Origin of the sequence: Enterobacter sp. HMSC16D10 (assembly GCF_001807145.1) — a bacterium.
Lineage (GTDB): Bacteria > Pseudomonadota > Gammaproteobacteria > Enterobacterales > Enterobacteriaceae > Enterobacter > Enterobacter roggenkampii.
In genome coordinates, this window is sequence record NZ_KV787868.1 from 1 (window position 1) to 15085 (window position 15085).

Sequence of the window (15085 nt, forward strand, 5' to 3'; positions counted from 1 at the left end):
CATCCGCCGTGTCGATGGAGGCGCATTATAGGGATCCCAATTTTTAGCACAAGTATTTTTTAGATCTTTTTTTCCGACTGCTGATTTTCCGCGCTTTTCGCTGAAATCCCGCCCGATCTGCTTAAATATTGACGTATTTTGCCTTGCCTCGATCGACGAATACGATCAAAGTCTTCTGTATAGCGCTCATTCTCAGAGGTAGTTATGTCTGCAGTATTACGTCCTTATAAAGATCTGTTCCCCAAACAAGGCGATCGCGTGATGATCGACGCCAGTAGTGTGGTCATTGGTGATGTCCGACTGGCCGATGACATTAGTATCTGGCCACTCGTTGCCATCAGGGGAGACGTTAACTATGTGTCTATTGGCGCGCGAACCAATATTCAGGACGGTAGCGTTCTGCACGTCACGCACAAATCGTCCTATAACCCGGAAGGCAATCCCCTCATTATTGGAGAAGATGTTACCGTCGGCCATAAAGTCATGCTTCACGGCTGCACTGTCGGAAATCGGGTCCTTGTTGGCATGGGGTCGATTTTACTGGATGGCGTCATAGTAGAAGATGACGTGATGATTGGCGCCGGTAGCCTGGTCCCGCAGAACAAACGGCTGGAGAGCGGCTATCTCTATCTGGGAAGCCCGGTAAAACAGATCCGCCCCCTGGAGGAGGCGGAGATCGAAGGATTAAAATACTCGGCAAACAACTACGTAAAATGGAAGAATGATTATTTGGATCAGGATAGCCAAACCCAGCCCTGATCGTCTTCCTGCTGTTCGCGGATTAAATCGCTGGCTTCCTCTTCGAGATCCCAGCGGTTTTCACAAAATACGGCTATCGGGTCTGTGCCGCCAAAACGATGCAATAGCGTTTCTCCGTGGATGGCACAGGTAAGCTGCATACCCTGCACCAGCACAGGAAAACAGACCGCCTGCTTATGCTCATCCCAGCTCTCTCTGTCCGGGAAATGAATAGCCTGATTCACGCCGAAAGCTCCTGCTTTAGCTTTTCAATGACTGGCTCGACTGAAGGCAGCACCCCGTGCCAGAGCAGTACAGCATGCGCAGCCTGCCCCACCAGCATTCCCAGCCCATCGGCTAACTGTTTCGCCCCGTGTTGTTCACACCAGTTCAGGAAAGGCGTCTTACCTTTCTGATAGAACATGTCATAGAAGTACATGTGCGCACTGACCAGCGAAGCGGGGATCGCCGGGATCTCGCCACTGATGCCGCTGGATGTGGCATTAATGACAAGATCGAACTCACGTTCAGCAAGATCGTCAAGCGCTACCGCGCTCACGCTGCCGGTATGCGCAAACAACGCCGCCAGCGCTTCTGCCCGGGAAAAAGTTCTGTTAGTAATGGTCACTGAACAGTCCAGGGAAAGCAGAGGCAACAGAACGCCCCTCGATGCACCACCCGCGCCAATCAGCAGAACCCGGAATCCGGGTTTGATAAAGGAGAGTCTTTCCAGATCGCTGAGTAAACCAATCCCGTCGGTGTTGTCACCCAGAAGGCGTCCATCCTCAAGCCGTTTTAAGGTATTGACTGCACCTGCAAGTGAAGCGCGCTCGGTCAGCTCATCTGCACGTTCGAATGCTTCTTCTTTAAACGGGACCGTCACATTCGCGCCTTTGCCCCCCGCGGCGAAAAAGGCCTCCAGCGTTGGGATAAAGGCATCCACTGGCGCCAGTACGCGCCCATAGGGATGATCTATCTGCAGCTGCTCCGCGAATTGCTGATGAATCCACGGTGACTTGCTGTGTGCAATCGGATTACCAAAAACAGCATAGGTTTCCATGAGATTACCCCTGGCGAATACGTTCGCCGGTCAAAGCGTCGCGAATCTCAGACGGATTCAGGCGCCCTCCCGTTTCACCAACAGCGACAGGGAAGTCATTCCCGAACTGCGCCAGCACTTCTTCAGTTGTCCGACAAGGCGGCTGCCCGGTCAGGTTGGCGCTGGTTGAGACCAGTGGTTTACCAAATGCCAGGCACAGCTCCACCACCAGCGGATGATCAGTGACGCGAACGGCAAGGGAGTCAAAGCGTCCGGTTAACCAGCGCGGCGTTGTAGGCTGCGCCGGGAAGACGAAGGTTACTGGTCCAGGCCATGCGGAGAAGATTGTCTCGCGCTGTGCCGGTGTCAGCATAGAATCATCAATATAGGGTTTAAGCTGCTCGTAATTCGCAGCGATCAAAATCAGCCCTTTTTCGACGGGTCTTTGTTTCAGAGTAAGCAGACGGCTCACAGCCGTTTCGCTGTCAGGATCGCAACCGACCCCAAAAACAGCTTCAGTTGGATAGGCGATGACTTCTTCATTTTTCAGTACGTCCACTGCATGCGCAATGGAGCCTGATGGCAGGTTATTATTCACTATTTTGATCCGCCGTAACCGGCTTTCCACATTGTTTACTGGCGCAGAAGCGTTTCATGCCTTGCGCGGTTTTCTTCTCTATCAGTAGCGGATAATTGCAATGAGGGCAGATTCCCGCTACCGGCTTAAAATTGATAACGAACTGGCATTCAGGGTAGCGATCGCACGAATGGAAAGTCTTACCATAACGGGAGCGGCGCTGTACCAGCTGACCTCGCTGACACTGAGGGCAGGCAATTGCCGTTTCATCAGGCTTATCAATTTGTTCCGTATGTTCACATTCCGGGTAGCGGCTACATCCAATAAACATGCCGAAACGCCCCTGACGTAGCGCGAGTTCGCCACCGCAAAGAGGACAAAGCTGCCCCTCCAGAATTTTAACGATATGTCCATCCGCCTGGCTTTTCAGAGGACGAACATAATCGCATTCCGGATAGTGAGAACAACCGAGAAACGGGCCGTGTTTCCCGGACCGAATAACAAGTTCAGCCCCGCACTGCGGGCAGGGCTCGTTTTTATGCACCGTGAATAGTGCTGATTTGGCCATAACAACTCTTGGTGCTGCACATTGAATTAGTGCAGCATACCTTCATTCACTTCAAAGAGTAATTCTTCCATTTGCTGATAGGCATTTTCACAGCCCGGGATATTAAACAGAACCATCAGGATCACCCATTTGAGATCTTCCAGTTCAAATTCTGCGGTATCCAGCGCCATGACGCGCTCTATCACCATTTCTCTCGTTTCGAGGTTTAGCACCTGAATCTGCTCAAGGAATAAAATGAACCCCCGGCAGCTGGCGTCCAGCCGTTCACACTCTTCAGCGGTATAAATGCGTACTGACAATGGGTCAGAAGCAAGCTGCATCGGTTCGGCAAGGCCTTCCTGATAATCAGCCAGTTTTTCCAGCCACATCAACGCATTGTAGATATCTTCCCGCTCAAATCCCGCATCGGTAAGATCCTGTGTCAACTTGTCCTGATCCACTCGCATTTCTGCTTCGTTATGGATGTAAGTCTCAAACAAATACATCAGTACGTCGAACATGGCATGCCCTCCTTAATCGGACATAGCCGCCGGGTACAGCTGCGATCCACCCTGCTAACTCCAGTTCGAGTAGCTGTGCTACCGTTACTGGCACAGGTTGGCCGGCACGTTCAGCGACAACGTCAACAGGTGTTACCTCATCTCCTACGTTAGCCAGGAGCTTGGGAAATGGCAATGCCACCTTTCCCTGATCTGATGAATATTGTCGCTTTTCGGGATCTTCCTGCAGCCATTGCAGCCCATATTGCAAATTTTCAAGAATGTCCGCGACTTCCGTTACCGGTGTTGCCCCCTGCTTAATCAGCCAGTGCGGTCCCTCGCATCCGGGATTACCTATCGGGCCTGGCAAGGCGAAGACTTCTCGCCCCTGTTCGAGCGCGCACCGTGCCGTGACCAGCGAACCGCTTCGCCGCGCGGCTTCAACGACCAGCACGCCTTTGCTAAGGCCGCTGATGATGCGATTACGACGCGGAAAGTTTGCCGGTCGGGGCTGCGCGGAAAGCGGAAACTCAGACACTATCGCGCCATCAGACTCAATAAGCCGCATCGCCAATGCCTGATGCCGGCGTGGGTAAATGCTAAAAAGACCGTTCCCCAGCACCGCGACACTTCGTCCTTTTACTGACAGCGCCGCGCTGTGGGCAACGCCGTCAATACCACAGGCCAGCCCGCTGGTGATCGTGAAACCACTTTGTGAAAGTTGTTCGCACAGGATTTTCCCCCACCGCTCGCCGTACCATGACGGCGCACGACTGCCTACCACCGCCAGCTGAACGGTATTAAGCGTCTCGGGGTTACCTTTTATGAATAATGCTCCGGGATAATCAGGGATCGTGCGGAGCAAAGGGGGATAAAGGGGATGGTTGGCCGTTAATAAATGATGACCCGGCTGCTCAAGCCATATCAGGCTACGTTCCAGCTCACTCTCATTGAGCGCAACGAACCGTTCAGCCTGCTTAGCTGTCAAACCAGCGTTTCTCAGAACAAGCGTGTCGATGCCTTCCTGCCTCTGCAGTCGTGCAGCCGCTTCCACCATGACATCACCACACAAAGAACCTGTGTGCATGAGCCGTAGCCAAATCTCGGTAGATGTCATCCTTTCCCCTGCCATAAGCGGTCTCCGCAATCATTGCGATTGGTCACTGATGCTGTCAATCGATGGGGGATTTGTCTAGAATAGAGGGAGTATTCTTATCAACTCCTGAACACGACTCTGGAAATTTATGGCAGTTTTGCAAGTATTACATATTCCGGACGAGCGCCTTCGCATCGTCGCTGAACCGGTTAAAGAAGTGAATGCTGAAATCCAGCGTATCGTTGATGATATGTTCGATACCATGTACGCCGAAGAAGGCATTGGCCTGGCGGCGACGCAGGTGGACATTCACAAGCGTATTATCGTGATCGACGTTTCTGAGAATCGCGATGGTCGTCTGGTGCTGATCAACCCAGAGCTGCTTGAAAAGAGTGGCGAAACCGGTATTGAGGAAGGCTGTCTCTCCATTCCTGAACAGCGTGCGTTGGTGCCGCGTGCCGAAAAAGTGAAAATTCGCGCTCTGGATCGTGACGGTAATCCGTTCGAACTGGAGGCAGATGACCTGCTGGCGATTTGTATTCAGCATGAGATGGATCACCTGGTCGGTAAACTGTTTATCGATTATCTCTCGCCGCTGAAACAGCAGCGTATTCGTCAGAAAGTAGAGAAACTGGATCGTTTGCGTTCTCGCGCATAACGTCCCACCGGATACAAGGATCATCGTGTCTAAATCACTACGTATTATCTTCGCGGGAACCCCTGATTTTGCAGCGCGTCATCTTGACGCGCTGTTATCATCTGGTCACCAGATTGTTGGCGTCTTTACCCAGCCGGACCGTCCTGCTGGTCGCGGCAAAAAACTGATGCCGAGCCCGGTCAAGGTGCTGGCAGAAGAGCATGGGCTTCCTGTTTTCCAGCCCGCATCGCTGCGCCCGCAGGAAAATCAGCAGCTGGTTGCTGACCTGAATGCCGACGTAATGGTGGTAGTGGCTTACGGTTTAATTCTGCCAAAAGCCGTGCTTGATATGCCGCGTCTGGGTTGTATCAACGTGCATGGGTCCCTGCTCCCACGCTGGCGTGGTGCAGCACCTATCCAGCGCGCGCTGTGGGCGGGTGATGCCGAAACGGGCGTGACCATCATGAAGATGGACGTAGGTTTAGACACCGGCGACATGCTCTATAAACTGGCCTGCCCCATTACGTCAGACGATACCAGCGCCACGCTGTATGACAAACTGGCAGAGCTTGGTCCACAAGGGCTCATCGAGACGCTTCAGCAGCTTGCTGACAATACGGCAAAACCAGAAGTTCAGGACGACGCGCTGGTAACCTACGCCGAAAAGCTGAGCAAAGAAGAAGCGCGGATCGACTGGTCCCTGTCAGCCGCTCAGCTTGAACGTTGCATTCGCGCTTTTAATCCGTGGCCGATGAGCTGGTTGGAAATTGATGAGCAGCCAGTAAAAGTCTGGAAAGCCTCCGTCATTAGCAGCGCTACCACGGTGGAACCCGGTACGATTATTGATGCCAGCAAGAACGGCATCCAGGTGGCGACTGCGCAAGGGATTTTGAATCTTGAATCGCTCCAACCGGCCGGTAAGAAAGCCATGAGTGCTCAGGATCTACTAAATTCACGTCGCGAATGGTTTATCCCTGGCAATCGCCTTGCCTGAGCAAATTTATTCTTAAGGCCCGGTGTTTCCGGGCATTTTTATTTTTACGGTTATGAAAAAACAAAATCTACGCAGTATGGCGGCCCAGGCCGTCGAGCAGGTTATCGAGCAGGGCCAGTCACTGAGCAACGTCCTGCCTCCCCTGCAGCAAAAAGTCTCTGATAAAGATAAAGCCCTGCTTCAGGAGCTCTGCTTTGGCGTCCTGCGCACACTCTCGCAGCTTGAGTGGTTGATTAACAAGCTGATGTCTCGCCCAATGACGGGCAAGCAGCGCACCGTACATTATTTAATTATGGTGGGTTTTTATCAGCTTCTTCATACCCGCATCCCACCTCATGCCGCGCTGGCAGAGACGGTGGAAGGTGCCGTTGCGATTAAACGTCCTCAGCTGAAAGGGCTGATCAACGGCGTATTGCGTCAGTTCCAACGGCAGCAGGATGAGCTTCTGGCTGAATTTGCCCAAAACGAAGCGCGCTTCCTGCATCCGGACTGGCTGTTGAAGCGCCTGAAAAAAGCTTATCCGCAGCAGTGGCAGGGCATTGCCGATGCCAACAACCAGCGTCCGCCAATGTGGTTACGCGTGAATCGTAATCACCACACCCGTGACGCATGGCTGGCATTACTCGAAGAAGCTGGAATGAGCGGCTTCACCCATGACGCATACCCTGATGCCGTGCGCTTAGCATCGCCTGCACCGGTACATGCATTACCCGGCTTTGAAGAGGGTTGGGTAACGGTACAGGATGCTTCTGCTCAGGGTTGCATGACCTGGCTTGAACCCCAAAACGGTGAGCAGATCCTCGATCTCTGCGCCGCGCCTGGGGGCAAAACGACGCATATTCTTGAAGTGGCTCCGCAGGCCAACGTGATGGCAGTGGACGTTGACGAGCAGCGTCTTTCACGCGTCTACGACAACCTCAAGCGCCTGGGCATGAAGGCGCAGGTTAAGCAAGGCGATGGACGCAAACCCGCAGAATGGTGTGGCGAAACACAATTCGATCGCATTTTGCTGGATGCCCCCTGCTCTGCAACCGGCGTGATTCGTCGTCATCCGGATATCAAGTGGCTGCGTCGCGATCGTGATATTAGTGAGCTTGCCCAACTGCAATCCGACATCCTCGACGCCATCTGGCCACATCTCAAACCCGGCGGCACGCTGGTCTATGCAACCTGTTCAGTACTGCCGGAAGAAAACAGTCAGCAAATCGCGGCCTTCCTTAAACGAACCCCGGACGCGGCGCTGCACGATACGGGAACGCCTGAATGCCCGGGTCAGCAGAATCTGCCGGGTGCAGAAGAGGGTGATGGCTTCTTTTACGCTAAGCTAATCAAAGAGTGATGTTGAGAACAGGTCACGAGAGATGAAGATTATCATTCTGGGCGCAGGACAGGTTGGTGGAACGCTGGCGGAAAATCTGGTTGGCGAAAACAACGATATCACCATCGTGGATACCAACGGCGATCGCCTGCGTGTTTTACAGGACAAATTTGACCTGCGCGTTGTGCAGGGTCATGGTTCGCACCCGCGCGTTCTTCGTGAGGCGGGTGCTGACGATGCCGACATGCTGGTTGCGGTGACCAGTTCTGACGAAACCAATATGGTGGCCTGTCAGGTGGCCTACTCGCTTTTTAACACGCCAAACCGAATCGCGCGCATCCGCTCTCCGGACTATGTCCGCGATGCTGAGAAACTGTTTAATTCAGAAGCAGTTCCTATTGACCATCTCATCGCGCCAGAACAACTGGTGATCGACAATATCTACCGTCTGATCGAATATCCGGGCGCCCTGCAGGTGGTGAACTTTGCCGAAGGTAAAGTGAGCCTGGCCGTTGTTAAGGCCTATTACGGCGGCCCGTTGATTGGCAACGCGTTGTCCACCATGCGCGAGCATATGCCGCATATTGATACGCGCGTCGCGGCTATTTTCCGCCACGACAGACCTATCCGCCCGCAGGGCTCTACGATTGTCGAAGCCGGGGATGAAGTCTTCTTTATTGCGGCTTCACAGCATATTCGTGCGGTGATGAGTGAACTTCAGCGTCTCGAAAAACCCTATAAACGCATTATGCTGGTCGGCGGCGGCAATATTGGTGCCGGTCTGGCACACCGGCTTGAAAAAGATTACAGCGTAAAATTGATCGAACGCGATCAGCAGCGAGCGGCTGAACTGGCGGAAAAACTGCAAAATACGATCGTATTTTATGGCGATGCGTCAGATCAGGAGTTGCTGGCTGAAGAGCATATTGATCAAGTTGATCTTTTTATTGCCGTCACCAACGACGACGAGGCGAATATAATGTCCGCCATGCTCGCGAAACGTATGGGGGCAAAGAAGGTCATGGTGCTTATCCAGCGCAAGGCCTATGTTGATCTGGTTCAGGGCAGCGTCATTGATATTGCCATTTCGCCGCAGCAGGCGACAATTTCCGCGTTACTGAGCCATGTGCGTAAAGCGGATATTGTTGGTGTGTCATCGCTTCGTCGCGGGGTAGCGGAAGCCATTGAAGCCGTAGCGCACGGAGATGAAACAACATCACGCGTCGTGGGCCGTTCGATAGACGAAATTAAGCTGCCACCGGGCACCATTATTGGTGCTGTCGTGCGCGGGAATGATGTCATGATTGCCAATGATAATTTGCGCATTGAGCAAGGCGATCACGTTATTATGTTCCTTACCGATAAAAAGTTTATTACCGACGTCGAACGTTTATTCCAGCCAAGCCCATTCTTCCTTTAATGTGTCGGGTGCTCTCAATGGGTACCCGCTCTTTATCCTTCTCATTTCTGTGTCTTTTATTTTGCATAACGTTTAATTATCACGAATGGCAATTAGCTAATCATTTGTTAAACTTATAGTCGTCAGCTGGCACAAGGAGAAAAAAATGAGTTTTATTAAAGAATTTCGCGAATTTGCGATGCGCGGAAACGTGGTGGATTTGGCAGTGGGTGTCATTATTGGTGCAGCATTCGGCAAGATTGTTTCATCATTAGTGGCCGACATTATCATGCCACCTTTAGGGTTGCTGATCGGGGGCATTGATTTCAAACAGTTCGCTTTCACGCTGCGTGAAGCACAGGGCGATGTGCCGGCAGTCGTGATGCACTACGGTGTATTTATTCAGAACGTATTTGATTTCGTGATTGTAGCGTTTGCCATTTTTATGGCTATCAAGCTGATCAATAAACTCAACCGTAAAAAAGAAGAGCCGGCAGCAGCGCCTGCACCGACAAAAGAAGAAGTGCTGCTGAGTGAGATTCGCGATCTGTTAAAAGAGCAGAACAAGCGCGATTAATCAGAAGCTTAAAGCAGGAAGGCCAGTGGTAAATAAGCGATTCGCTTGTTTGCCACTGGCCTCCCAGTTACCCCGTTTTGCATGCTTGCCTTTACGCAGATAACTTCCTTTCCCTTTTTTATTCTTCTCAACGCGCTGTCTGAATAGCGGGTCATGAAGTAGTGCCTCAATGGCATTGTCTTTAATCTGCCCTTTCGTGTGCTGATAGCGGCTCATAAATTCTCCTGAGCATGGTTTATGTCGACGGGAGTCTAGACCCGGTTGGACTAAAAATCAACAGTCCTCGGTTTCCCCACTGGCCCCCTGTTCAAGGGCTTCCAGAATGGAACAATAAATACTGCTGTGGGCCGTGCCACAACAAGCATCATTCAGCCTTTGCAGAGAGCGCTGCATGGTTTGCAATTCCTGAATGCGTGCTTCAACTTCATCCAACCGGGCCTGCACAATGCTTTTTGACTCCTGACAGGTGTGATGTGCCGGATCGATGCGGATCGATAATAACTCGCGGATCGAGTCTAATGTGAAACCGAGCTGGCGCGCATAACGAATAAACCGCAGGCGCTGCAGATCGTTATCGGTATAAAGTCGGAAGCCACCTTCAGTACGAACTTCATGATCGATCATCTGCTGCTTTTCGTAATATCGGATGGTATCCGGTGTGACGTTCGCGAGCTTCGCAAGTTCACCGATACGGTACATAACTACTCCTCGTTTATTTTCCGCAACAAGCGTTCACCGTATTCACCGTGCAGAAAGTCAGTGTTCATTCCTGCCTGACGCAGTTTAAGTTCAAGCAGGGCGAGGCGGCGGCTAATTTCAGAATGTCGCGGATCGTCCTGACGGATCCCTTTTAGCAGATCGACAAGTTCAACAGCCTCTCTGCGCTGTTCGAGTTCAGGAGGGAGACAGCCTGCATTCTTTAGTAAACGGTATCCCGCGCGTAATTCAGGCGCAATATGCGAGTCATCGTCAAGCATAAGGGGTTCGCCGCGTCCCGGAAGATCGTCGAATTCACCTTTTTTTTGGGCATCACGAATATGGCGTTCTGCCCACTGGTCAAGCAGCCACATTACCCGCTCCAGAGGATGAACAGAATTGATACAGATATTGTAGAGAAGTGGGGATATCGCGGATATAAAAAAACCCGCCGGAGCGGGTTTTTTTACGTTACTGCAGATTACTCTGCAGCAGCTTCTGCTTTCTCTGAACGATCAACCAGCTCGATGTAAGCCATCGGCGCGTTGTCGCCTGCACGGAAGCCACACTTCAGAATGCGAGTGTAACCACCGGCACGGCTCGCGAAACGCGGGCCCAGTTCGTTAAACAGTTTTGCCACGATCTCGTTATCACGAGTACGGGCGAATGCCAGACGACGATTAGCAACGCTGTCAGTCTTGGCAAGAGTAATCAGCGGCTCAACTACGCGACGCAGCTCTTTCGCTTTAGGCAGGGTCGTCTTGATGATCTCATGACGAACCAGTGAACCTGCCATGTTGCGGAACATAGCCTGGCGATGGCTGCTGTTGCGGTTCAGTTGACGACCACTCTTACGATGGCGCATGACCTTATCCTTCTCAGTAAAACCTTAACCTGTGATCCGGTTACTCGTCAGCAATGCTTGCCGGTGGCCAGTTTTCCAGGCGCATGCCCAGAGACAGACCACGTGAAGCCAGCACGTCTTTAATCTCGGTAAGAGATTTTTTACCCAGGTTCGGCGTTTTCAGCAACTCAACCTCGGTACGCTGTACCAGATCACCGATATAGTGGATAGCTTCTGCCTTGAGGCAGTTAGCAGAGCGGACAGTCAATTCGAGATCGTCAACAGGGCGCAGCAGGATCGGATCGAATTCTGGTTTCTCTTCTTTCACTTCCGGCTGACGAACATCACGTAAGTCAACGAAAGCTTCCAGTTGTTCTGCCAGGATGGTTGCCGCACGACGAATCGCCTCTTCAGGATCGATTGTGCCGTTGGTTTCCATTTCGATGACCAGCTTGTCCAGGTCGGTACGCTGTTCTACACGCGCTGCTTCAACATTGTAGGCAATACGCTCTACAGGGCTGTAGCATGCGTCGACCAGCAGACGGCCGATTGGGCGCTCATCTTCTTCCGAATGAATTCGGGCAGAAGCCGGCACATAACCACGACCGCGCTGAACTTTGATACGCATGCTAATAGCTGCGTTCTCATCGGTCAGGTGGCAGATCACGTGCTGCGGCTTGACGATTTCAACATCACCGTCGTGGGTGATGTCGGCTGCAGTCACAGGGCCAATGCCAGATTTATTCAGAGTAAGAATAACTTCATCTTTACCCTGAACTCTCACCGCCAGCCCTTTCAGGTTGAGCAGGATTTCAAGGATATCTTCCTGAACGCCTTCTTTGGTGCTGTACTCATGAAGTACACCATCAATCTCAACCTCGGTCACCGCGCAACCCGGCATCGATGAGAGCAGAATACGGCGCAGTGCGTTACCCAGAGTATGGCCAAAGCCACGCTCTAAAGGCTCAAGGGTCACCTTGGCGTGCGTCGAACTCACTTGCTCGATATCTACCAGGCGCGGTTTTAGAAACTCTGTCACAGAACCCTGCATTGTGTCCTCTCTTTGGTACTAAGCTTTACTTGGAGTAAAGCTCGACGATCAGGTGTTCGTTAATGTCCGCAGACAGATCAGAACGTTCTGGCTGACGCTTGAACGTACCTTCCATCTTGCCAGCATCAACTTCCAGCCAGGTTGGCTTTTCACGCTGCTCAGCCAGCTCCAGAGCGGCCTTCACGCGAGATTGCTTTTTCGCTTTCTCACGAATGCTAACAACGTCATTCGCTTTAACCTGATAAGAAGCGATGTTAACAACACGACCGTTTACCATGATTGCTTTGTGGCTAACCAGCTGACGTGATTCAGCACGAGTAGCGCCGAAGCCCATACGGTATACAACGTTGTCCAGACGACCTTCCAGCAGAGCCAGCAGGTTTTCACCTGTGTTGCCTTTCAGACGTGCTGCTTCTTTATAGTAGTTACGGAACTGACGCTCCAGCACACCGTACATACGGCGAACTTTTTGCTTTTCACGCAACTGCACACCATAGTCAGACAGACGCGGTTTACGCGCACCGTGCTGGCCAGGAGCTTGTTCAATTTTACACTTGGTATCGATCGCGCGAACGCCAGACTTAAGGAATAAGTCGGTGCCCTCACGACGGCTCAGCTTGAGCTTAGGACCCAAATATCTTGCCATTTTCTATCTCCAACTAACCTAAAAAACGAGCGTTATACGCGACGTTTTTTCGGCGGACGACAACCGTTATGAGGGATCGGAGTCACATCAGTAATATTAGTGATGCGGAAACCAGCGGCGTTCAGAGCGCGAACAGTAGATTCACGACCCGGACCCGGACCTTTAACCATAACTTCCAGATTCTTGATGCCGTATTCTTTTACGGCTTCTGCGCAACGCTCTGCTGCAACCTGAGCTGCAAACGGAGTGGATTTGCGAGAACCACGGAAACCGGAACCACCGGCTGTTGCCCAACCCAATGCGTTACCCTGACGATCAGTAATAGTAACGATGGTGTTGTTGAAAGAAGCATGGATATGAGCCACGCCGTCAGAGACTTGTTTTCTTACACGTTTACGTGCACGAACTGGTGCCTTTGCCATTATTCAATCACCCCGATTATTTCTTGATCGGTTTGCGCGGACCCTTACGGGTACGTGCGTTGGTCTTAGTACGCTGACCGCGCACTGGCAGACCACGACGATGACGCAAACCGCGATAGCAACCAAGATCCATCAGGCGCTTGATGCTCATGCTGATTTCACGGCGCAGATCACCTTCAACGACAAATTTGGCAACTTCGTCACGCAGCGTGTCGATTTGTTCTTCAGACAGCTCACTGATCTTAACATCTTCAGCGATACCCGCTGCAGCCAGAATGGCCTTAGAACGGGTCTTGCCGATGCCGTAGATCGAAGTTAATGCGATCACAGCATGTTTCTGATCAGGAATGTTAATGCCTGCTATACGGGCCACTATGCACTCCTACTATTTAATATGTACGCACCATGCTGAAAAGCCCGTTTTCAGGATACTCAAATGGAAACGTACAGACATACAAAAGATTGGCTGGCTAATCTAGCCAGCTCAACCCAACTTTGCAAGAAAAATATGCGAAATAATCAGCCTTGGCGCTGTTTATGCTTCGGCTCGGCACTGCAAATCACACGGATGACACCATCACGCTTAACGATTTTGCAGTTACGGCATAATTTCTTGACGGAAGCACGAACTTTCATTTTTACTCTCCGTAACTTCTCAGGCGACCAATTAGCGGCCGTAGCCTTTCAGGTTCGCCTTCTTCAATGCAGACTCATACTGACTGGACATCATCAGAGTTTGCACTTGAGCCATAAAGTCCATAATCACGACAACAACGATAAGCAGTGAGGTCCCACCGAAGTAGAACGGTACTTTCATTGCATCACGCATGAACTCCGGGATCAGGCAGATAAAAGTAATATAGAGCGCACCAACCAAAGTCAGGCGGGTCATTACTTTATCGATATACTTCGCCGTTTGCTCTCCCGGACGAATTCCTGGTACAAATGCACCGGACTTCTTCAGGTTATCTGCTGTTTCACGCGGGTTGAAGACCAACGCCGTGTAGAAGAAACAGAAGAAGATGATCGCAGACGCATAGAGTAACACATAAAGTGGTTGCCCAGGCTGCAAATACAGCGAAATTGTTGTCAGCCAGTTCCAACCAGTACCGCCCCCGAACCATGACGCGATGGTTGCCGGGAACAGAATAATACTGGAAGCGAAGATAGCCGGGATAACCCCCGCCATGTTCACTTTCAGCGGTAAATGTGTGCTCTGTGCAGCATAGACACGACGACCTTGCTGACGCTTAGCGTAGTTCACCACAATGCGGCGTTGACCACGTTCAACGAAGACAACAAAGAACGTCACTGCAAATACTAATACTGCAACCAACAGCAACAGGAGGAAGTTCAGGTCGCCTTGACGCGCTTGCTCGATAGTGTGGGCGATGGCTGGCGGGAGGCCCGCAACAATACCGGCGAAGATAATGATTGAGATACCGTTACCGATACCACGCTCAGTAATCTGTTCGCCGAGCCACATCAGGAACATTGTCCCTGTGACCAGACTTACAACAGCGGTGAAGTAGAATGCAAAGCCCGGGTTTAACACCAGGCCCTGCATACCAGGCATATTCGGAAGACCGGTAGCAATACCGATCGACTGGAATATTGCCAGCACCAGAGTACCGTAACGGGTGTACTGACTAATCTTACGACGTCCAGACTCCCCTTCTTTCTTCAACTCTGCCAGGGCCGGATGAACGACCGTCAGCAGCTGGATAATAATCGATGCCGAAATGTACGGCATAATACCCAGTGCGAAGATAGAAGCACGGCTGAGAGCACCACCAGAGAACATGTTGAACATTTCAATGATGGTGCCTCGCTGTTGCTCAAGCAGTTTGGCAAGTACAGCGGCATCGATACCAGGGATCGGAATAAAAGAGCCAATACGGAACACAATCAGCGCGCCGATAACAAACAGCAGTCTGCGTTTCAGCTCGCCAAATCCACCTTTGGCACTTTGAAAATCTAATCCCGGTTGCTTAGCCATCTGCT

22 protein-coding genes are annotated in these 15085 nt (G+C 51.7%); 6 read left to right on the forward strand and 16 right to left on the reverse strand.

Features of this window, described 5'->3' with window-relative positions; all coding sequences use genetic code 11:
• Positions 1–204: 204 nt before the first annotated feature.
• Positions 205–759, forward strand: coding sequence for a gamma carbonic anhydrase family protein (locus HMPREF3143_RS10450; RefSeq protein WP_070532994.1), 555 nt, complete (start codon positions 205–207; stop codon positions 757–759).
• Here the strand turns inward: HMPREF3143_RS10450 and HMPREF3143_RS10455 are convergent.
• From HMPREF3143_RS10455 to dprA, 6 genes are read right to left on the reverse strand one after another with little or no spacing between them, the layout of a single operon-like run.
• Positions 735–983 (reverse strand): DUF1488 family protein, encoded by a 249-nt coding sequence (locus HMPREF3143_RS10455; protein WP_008503473.1) that lies wholly within the window; start codon positions 981–983, stop codon positions 735–737. The genes HMPREF3143_RS10450 and HMPREF3143_RS10455 overlap by 25 nt on opposite strands.
• Complete coding sequence (gene aroE / locus HMPREF3143_RS10460) at positions 980–1798, reverse strand: shikimate dehydrogenase (protein ID WP_008503474.1); 819 nt, start codon at positions 1796–1798, stop codon at positions 980–982. The genes HMPREF3143_RS10455 and aroE overlap by 4 nt, the downstream gene beginning before the upstream one ends.
• Before the next feature lie 4 nt (positions 1799–1802).
• Complete coding sequence (gene tsaC / locus HMPREF3143_RS10465) at positions 1803–2375, reverse strand: L-threonylcarbamoyladenylate synthase type 1 TsaC (protein WP_070532996.1); 573 nt, start codon at positions 2373–2375, stop codon at positions 1803–1805.
• Complete coding sequence (locus HMPREF3143_RS10470) at positions 2368–2922, reverse strand: DNA topoisomerase family protein (RefSeq protein ID WP_023294698.1); 555 nt, start codon at positions 2920–2922, stop codon at positions 2368–2370. Before HMPREF3143_RS10470 ends, tsaC begins: the two co-directional genes overlap by 8 nt.
• A 26-nt stretch (positions 2923–2948) precedes the next feature.
• Positions 2949–3422, reverse strand: a complete 474-nt coding sequence (gene smg, locus HMPREF3143_RS10475; protein WP_008503477.1) for a DUF494 family protein Smg — start codon at positions 3420–3422, stop codon at positions 2949–2951.
• Positions 3394–4518, reverse strand: coding sequence for a DNA-protecting protein DprA (gene dprA, locus HMPREF3143_RS10480; RefSeq protein ID WP_025912246.1), 1125 nt, complete (start codon positions 4516–4518; stop codon positions 3394–3396). The genes smg and dprA overlap by 29 nt, the downstream gene beginning before the upstream one ends.
• 127 nt (positions 4519–4645) lie before the next feature.
• Between dprA and def the strand changes: the two genes are divergently transcribed.
• From def to mscL, 5 genes are all read left to right on the forward strand, one after another.
• Positions 4646–5155 (forward strand): peptide deformylase, encoded by a 510-nt coding sequence (def, locus tag HMPREF3143_RS10485; protein ID WP_008503479.1) that lies wholly within the window; start codon positions 4646–4648, stop codon positions 5153–5155.
• A 25-nt stretch (positions 5156–5180) separates the two neighbouring features.
• Positions 5181–6128, forward strand: coding sequence for a methionyl-tRNA formyltransferase (gene fmt, locus HMPREF3143_RS10490; protein WP_046092109.1), 948 nt, complete (start codon positions 5181–5183; stop codon positions 6126–6128).
• Positions 6129–6180: 52 nt separating this feature from the next.
• Positions 6181–7467 carry a 16S rRNA (cytosine(967)-C(5))-methyltransferase RsmB gene (gene rsmB / locus HMPREF3143_RS10495; protein WP_070533002.1) on the forward strand — a complete coding sequence of 429 codons (1287 nt, stop codon included), beginning with the start codon at positions 6181–6183 and terminating at the stop codon, positions 7465–7467.
• Between the two features lie 22 nt (positions 7468–7489).
• Complete coding sequence (gene trkA, locus HMPREF3143_RS10500) at positions 7490–8866, forward strand: Trk system potassium transporter TrkA (RefSeq protein ID WP_008503482.1); 1377 nt, start codon at positions 7490–7492, stop codon at positions 8864–8866.
• Between the two features lie 145 nt (positions 8867–9011).
• A complete protein-coding gene (gene mscL, locus HMPREF3143_RS10505) occupies positions 9012–9422 on the forward strand; it encodes a large-conductance mechanosensitive channel protein MscL (RefSeq protein WP_070532998.1) in 411 nt (136 codons plus the stop codon).
• On the opposite strand, the gene HMPREF3143_RS10510 is transcribed toward mscL, so the two are convergent.
• The 10 genes from HMPREF3143_RS10510 to secY all read right to left on the reverse strand — a co-directional run bounded on the left by HMPREF3143_RS10510 (position 9423) and on the right by secY (position 15080).
• Positions 9423–9638, reverse strand: coding sequence for an alternative ribosome-rescue factor A (locus HMPREF3143_RS10510; protein WP_021242973.1), 216 nt, complete (start codon positions 9636–9638; stop codon positions 9423–9425).
• Positions 9639–9695: 57 nt separating this feature from the next.
• Positions 9696–10121, reverse strand: coding sequence for a Zn(2+)-responsive transcriptional regulator (gene zntR, locus HMPREF3143_RS10515; RefSeq protein WP_021242972.1), 426 nt, complete (start codon positions 10119–10121; stop codon positions 9696–9698).
• Positions 10122–10123: 2 nt separating this feature from the next.
• Complete coding sequence (locus HMPREF3143_RS10520; protein WP_032675568.1) at positions 10124–10492, reverse strand: DnaJ family domain-containing protein; 369 nt, start codon at positions 10490–10492, stop codon at positions 10124–10126.
• Between the two features lie 107 nt (positions 10493–10599).
• Positions 10600–10983, reverse strand: coding sequence for a 50S ribosomal protein L17 (gene rplQ / locus HMPREF3143_RS10525; RefSeq protein ID WP_001216368.1), 384 nt, complete (start codon positions 10981–10983; stop codon positions 10600–10602).
• A gap of 40 nt (positions 10984–11023) precedes the next feature.
• Positions 11024–12013, reverse strand: a complete 990-nt coding sequence (gene rpoA / locus HMPREF3143_RS10530) for a DNA-directed RNA polymerase subunit alpha (RefSeq protein WP_002919219.1) — start codon at positions 12011–12013, stop codon at positions 11024–11026.
• Between the two features lie 25 nt (positions 12014–12038).
• The gene (gene rpsD, locus HMPREF3143_RS10535; RefSeq protein ID WP_004868345.1) at positions 12039–12659 is read right to left on the reverse strand and encodes a 30S ribosomal protein S4; all 621 of its coding nucleotides are present in this window, start codon (positions 12657–12659) and stop codon (positions 12039–12041) included.
• A 32-nt stretch (positions 12660–12691) separates the two neighbouring features.
• Positions 12692–13081, reverse strand: coding sequence for a 30S ribosomal protein S11 (rpsK, locus tag HMPREF3143_RS10540; protein ID WP_003863312.1), 390 nt, complete (start codon positions 13079–13081; stop codon positions 12692–12694).
• A gap of 16 nt (positions 13082–13097) precedes the next feature.
• Positions 13098–13454, reverse strand: a complete 357-nt coding sequence (rpsM, locus tag HMPREF3143_RS10545) for a 30S ribosomal protein S13 (protein WP_008503488.1) — start codon at positions 13452–13454, stop codon at positions 13098–13100.
• Between the two features lie 146 nt (positions 13455–13600).
• On the reverse strand, positions 13601–13717 hold the full coding sequence (gene rpmJ / locus HMPREF3143_RS10550; RefSeq protein ID WP_000868187.1) for a 50S ribosomal protein L36: 117 nt from the start codon (positions 13715–13717) through the stop codon (positions 13601–13603).
• 31 nt (positions 13718–13748) lie between these two features.
• Positions 13749–15080, reverse strand: a complete 1332-nt coding sequence (gene secY, locus HMPREF3143_RS10555; protein WP_070533000.1) for a preprotein translocase subunit SecY — start codon at positions 15078–15080, stop codon at positions 13749–13751.
• Between the last annotated feature and the right edge of the window lie 5 nt (positions 15081–15085).

Excerpts from the sequence above, each read along its gene's own strand:
- HMPREF3143_RS10450 (WP_070532994.1), top strand. The coding sequence starts at position 205 with ATGTCTGCAGTATTACGTCCTTATAAAGATCTGTTCCCCAAACAAGGC.
- aroE (WP_008503474.1), bottom strand. The coding sequence starts at position 1,798 with ATGGAAACCTATGCTGTTTTTGGTAATCCGATTGCACACAGCAAGTCA.
- HMPREF3143_RS10470 (WP_023294698.1), bottom strand. The coding sequence starts at position 2,922 with ATGGCCAAATCAGCACTATTCACGGTGCATAAAAACGAGCCCTGCCCG.
- smg (WP_008503477.1), bottom strand. The coding sequence starts at position 3,422 with ATGTTCGACGTACTGATGTATTTGTTTGAGACTTACATCCATAACGAA.
- dprA (WP_025912246.1), bottom strand. The coding sequence starts at position 4,518 with ATGACATCTACCGAGATTTGGCTACGGCTCATGCACACAGGTTCTTTG.
- def (WP_008503479.1), top strand. The coding sequence starts at position 4,646 with ATGGCAGTTTTGCAAGTATTACATATTCCGGACGAGCGCCTTCGCATC.
- rsmB (WP_070533002.1), top strand. The coding sequence starts at position 6,181 with ATGAAAAAACAAAATCTACGCAGTATGGCGGCCCAGGCCGTCGAGCAG.
- trkA (WP_008503482.1), top strand. The coding sequence starts at position 7,490 with ATGAAGATTATCATTCTGGGCGCAGGACAGGTTGGTGGAACGCTGGCG.
- mscL (WP_070532998.1), top strand. The coding sequence starts at position 9,012 with ATGAGTTTTATTAAAGAATTTCGCGAATTTGCGATGCGCGGAAACGTG.
- HMPREF3143_RS10510 (WP_021242973.1), bottom strand. The coding sequence starts at position 9,638 with ATGAGCCGCTATCAGCACACGAAAGGGCAGATTAAAGACAATGCCATT.
- zntR (WP_021242972.1), bottom strand. The coding sequence starts at position 10,121 with ATGTACCGTATCGGTGAACTTGCGAAGCTCGCGAACGTCACACCGGAT.
- HMPREF3143_RS10520 (WP_032675568.1), bottom strand. The coding sequence starts at position 10,492 with ATGTGGCTGCTTGACCAGTGGGCAGAACGCCATATTCGTGATGCCCAA.
- rplQ (WP_001216368.1), bottom strand. The coding sequence starts at position 10,983 with ATGCGCCATCGTAAGAGTGGTCGTCAACTGAACCGCAACAGCAGCCAT.
- rpoA (WP_002919219.1), bottom strand. The coding sequence starts at position 12,013 with ATGCAGGGTTCTGTGACAGAGTTTCTAAAACCGCGCCTGGTAGATATC.
- rpsD (WP_004868345.1), bottom strand. The coding sequence starts at position 12,659 with ATGGCAAGATATTTGGGTCCTAAGCTCAAGCTGAGCCGTCGTGAGGGC.
- rpsK (WP_003863312.1), bottom strand. The coding sequence starts at position 13,081 with ATGGCAAAGGCACCAGTTCGTGCACGTAAACGTGTAAGAAAACAAGTC.
- rpmJ (WP_000868187.1), bottom strand. The coding sequence starts at position 13,717 with ATGAAAGTTCGTGCTTCCGTCAAGAAATTATGCCGTAACTGCAAAATC.
- secY (WP_070533000.1), bottom strand. The coding sequence starts at position 15,080 with ATGGCTAAGCAACCGGGATTAGATTTTCAAAGTGCCAAAGGTGGATTT.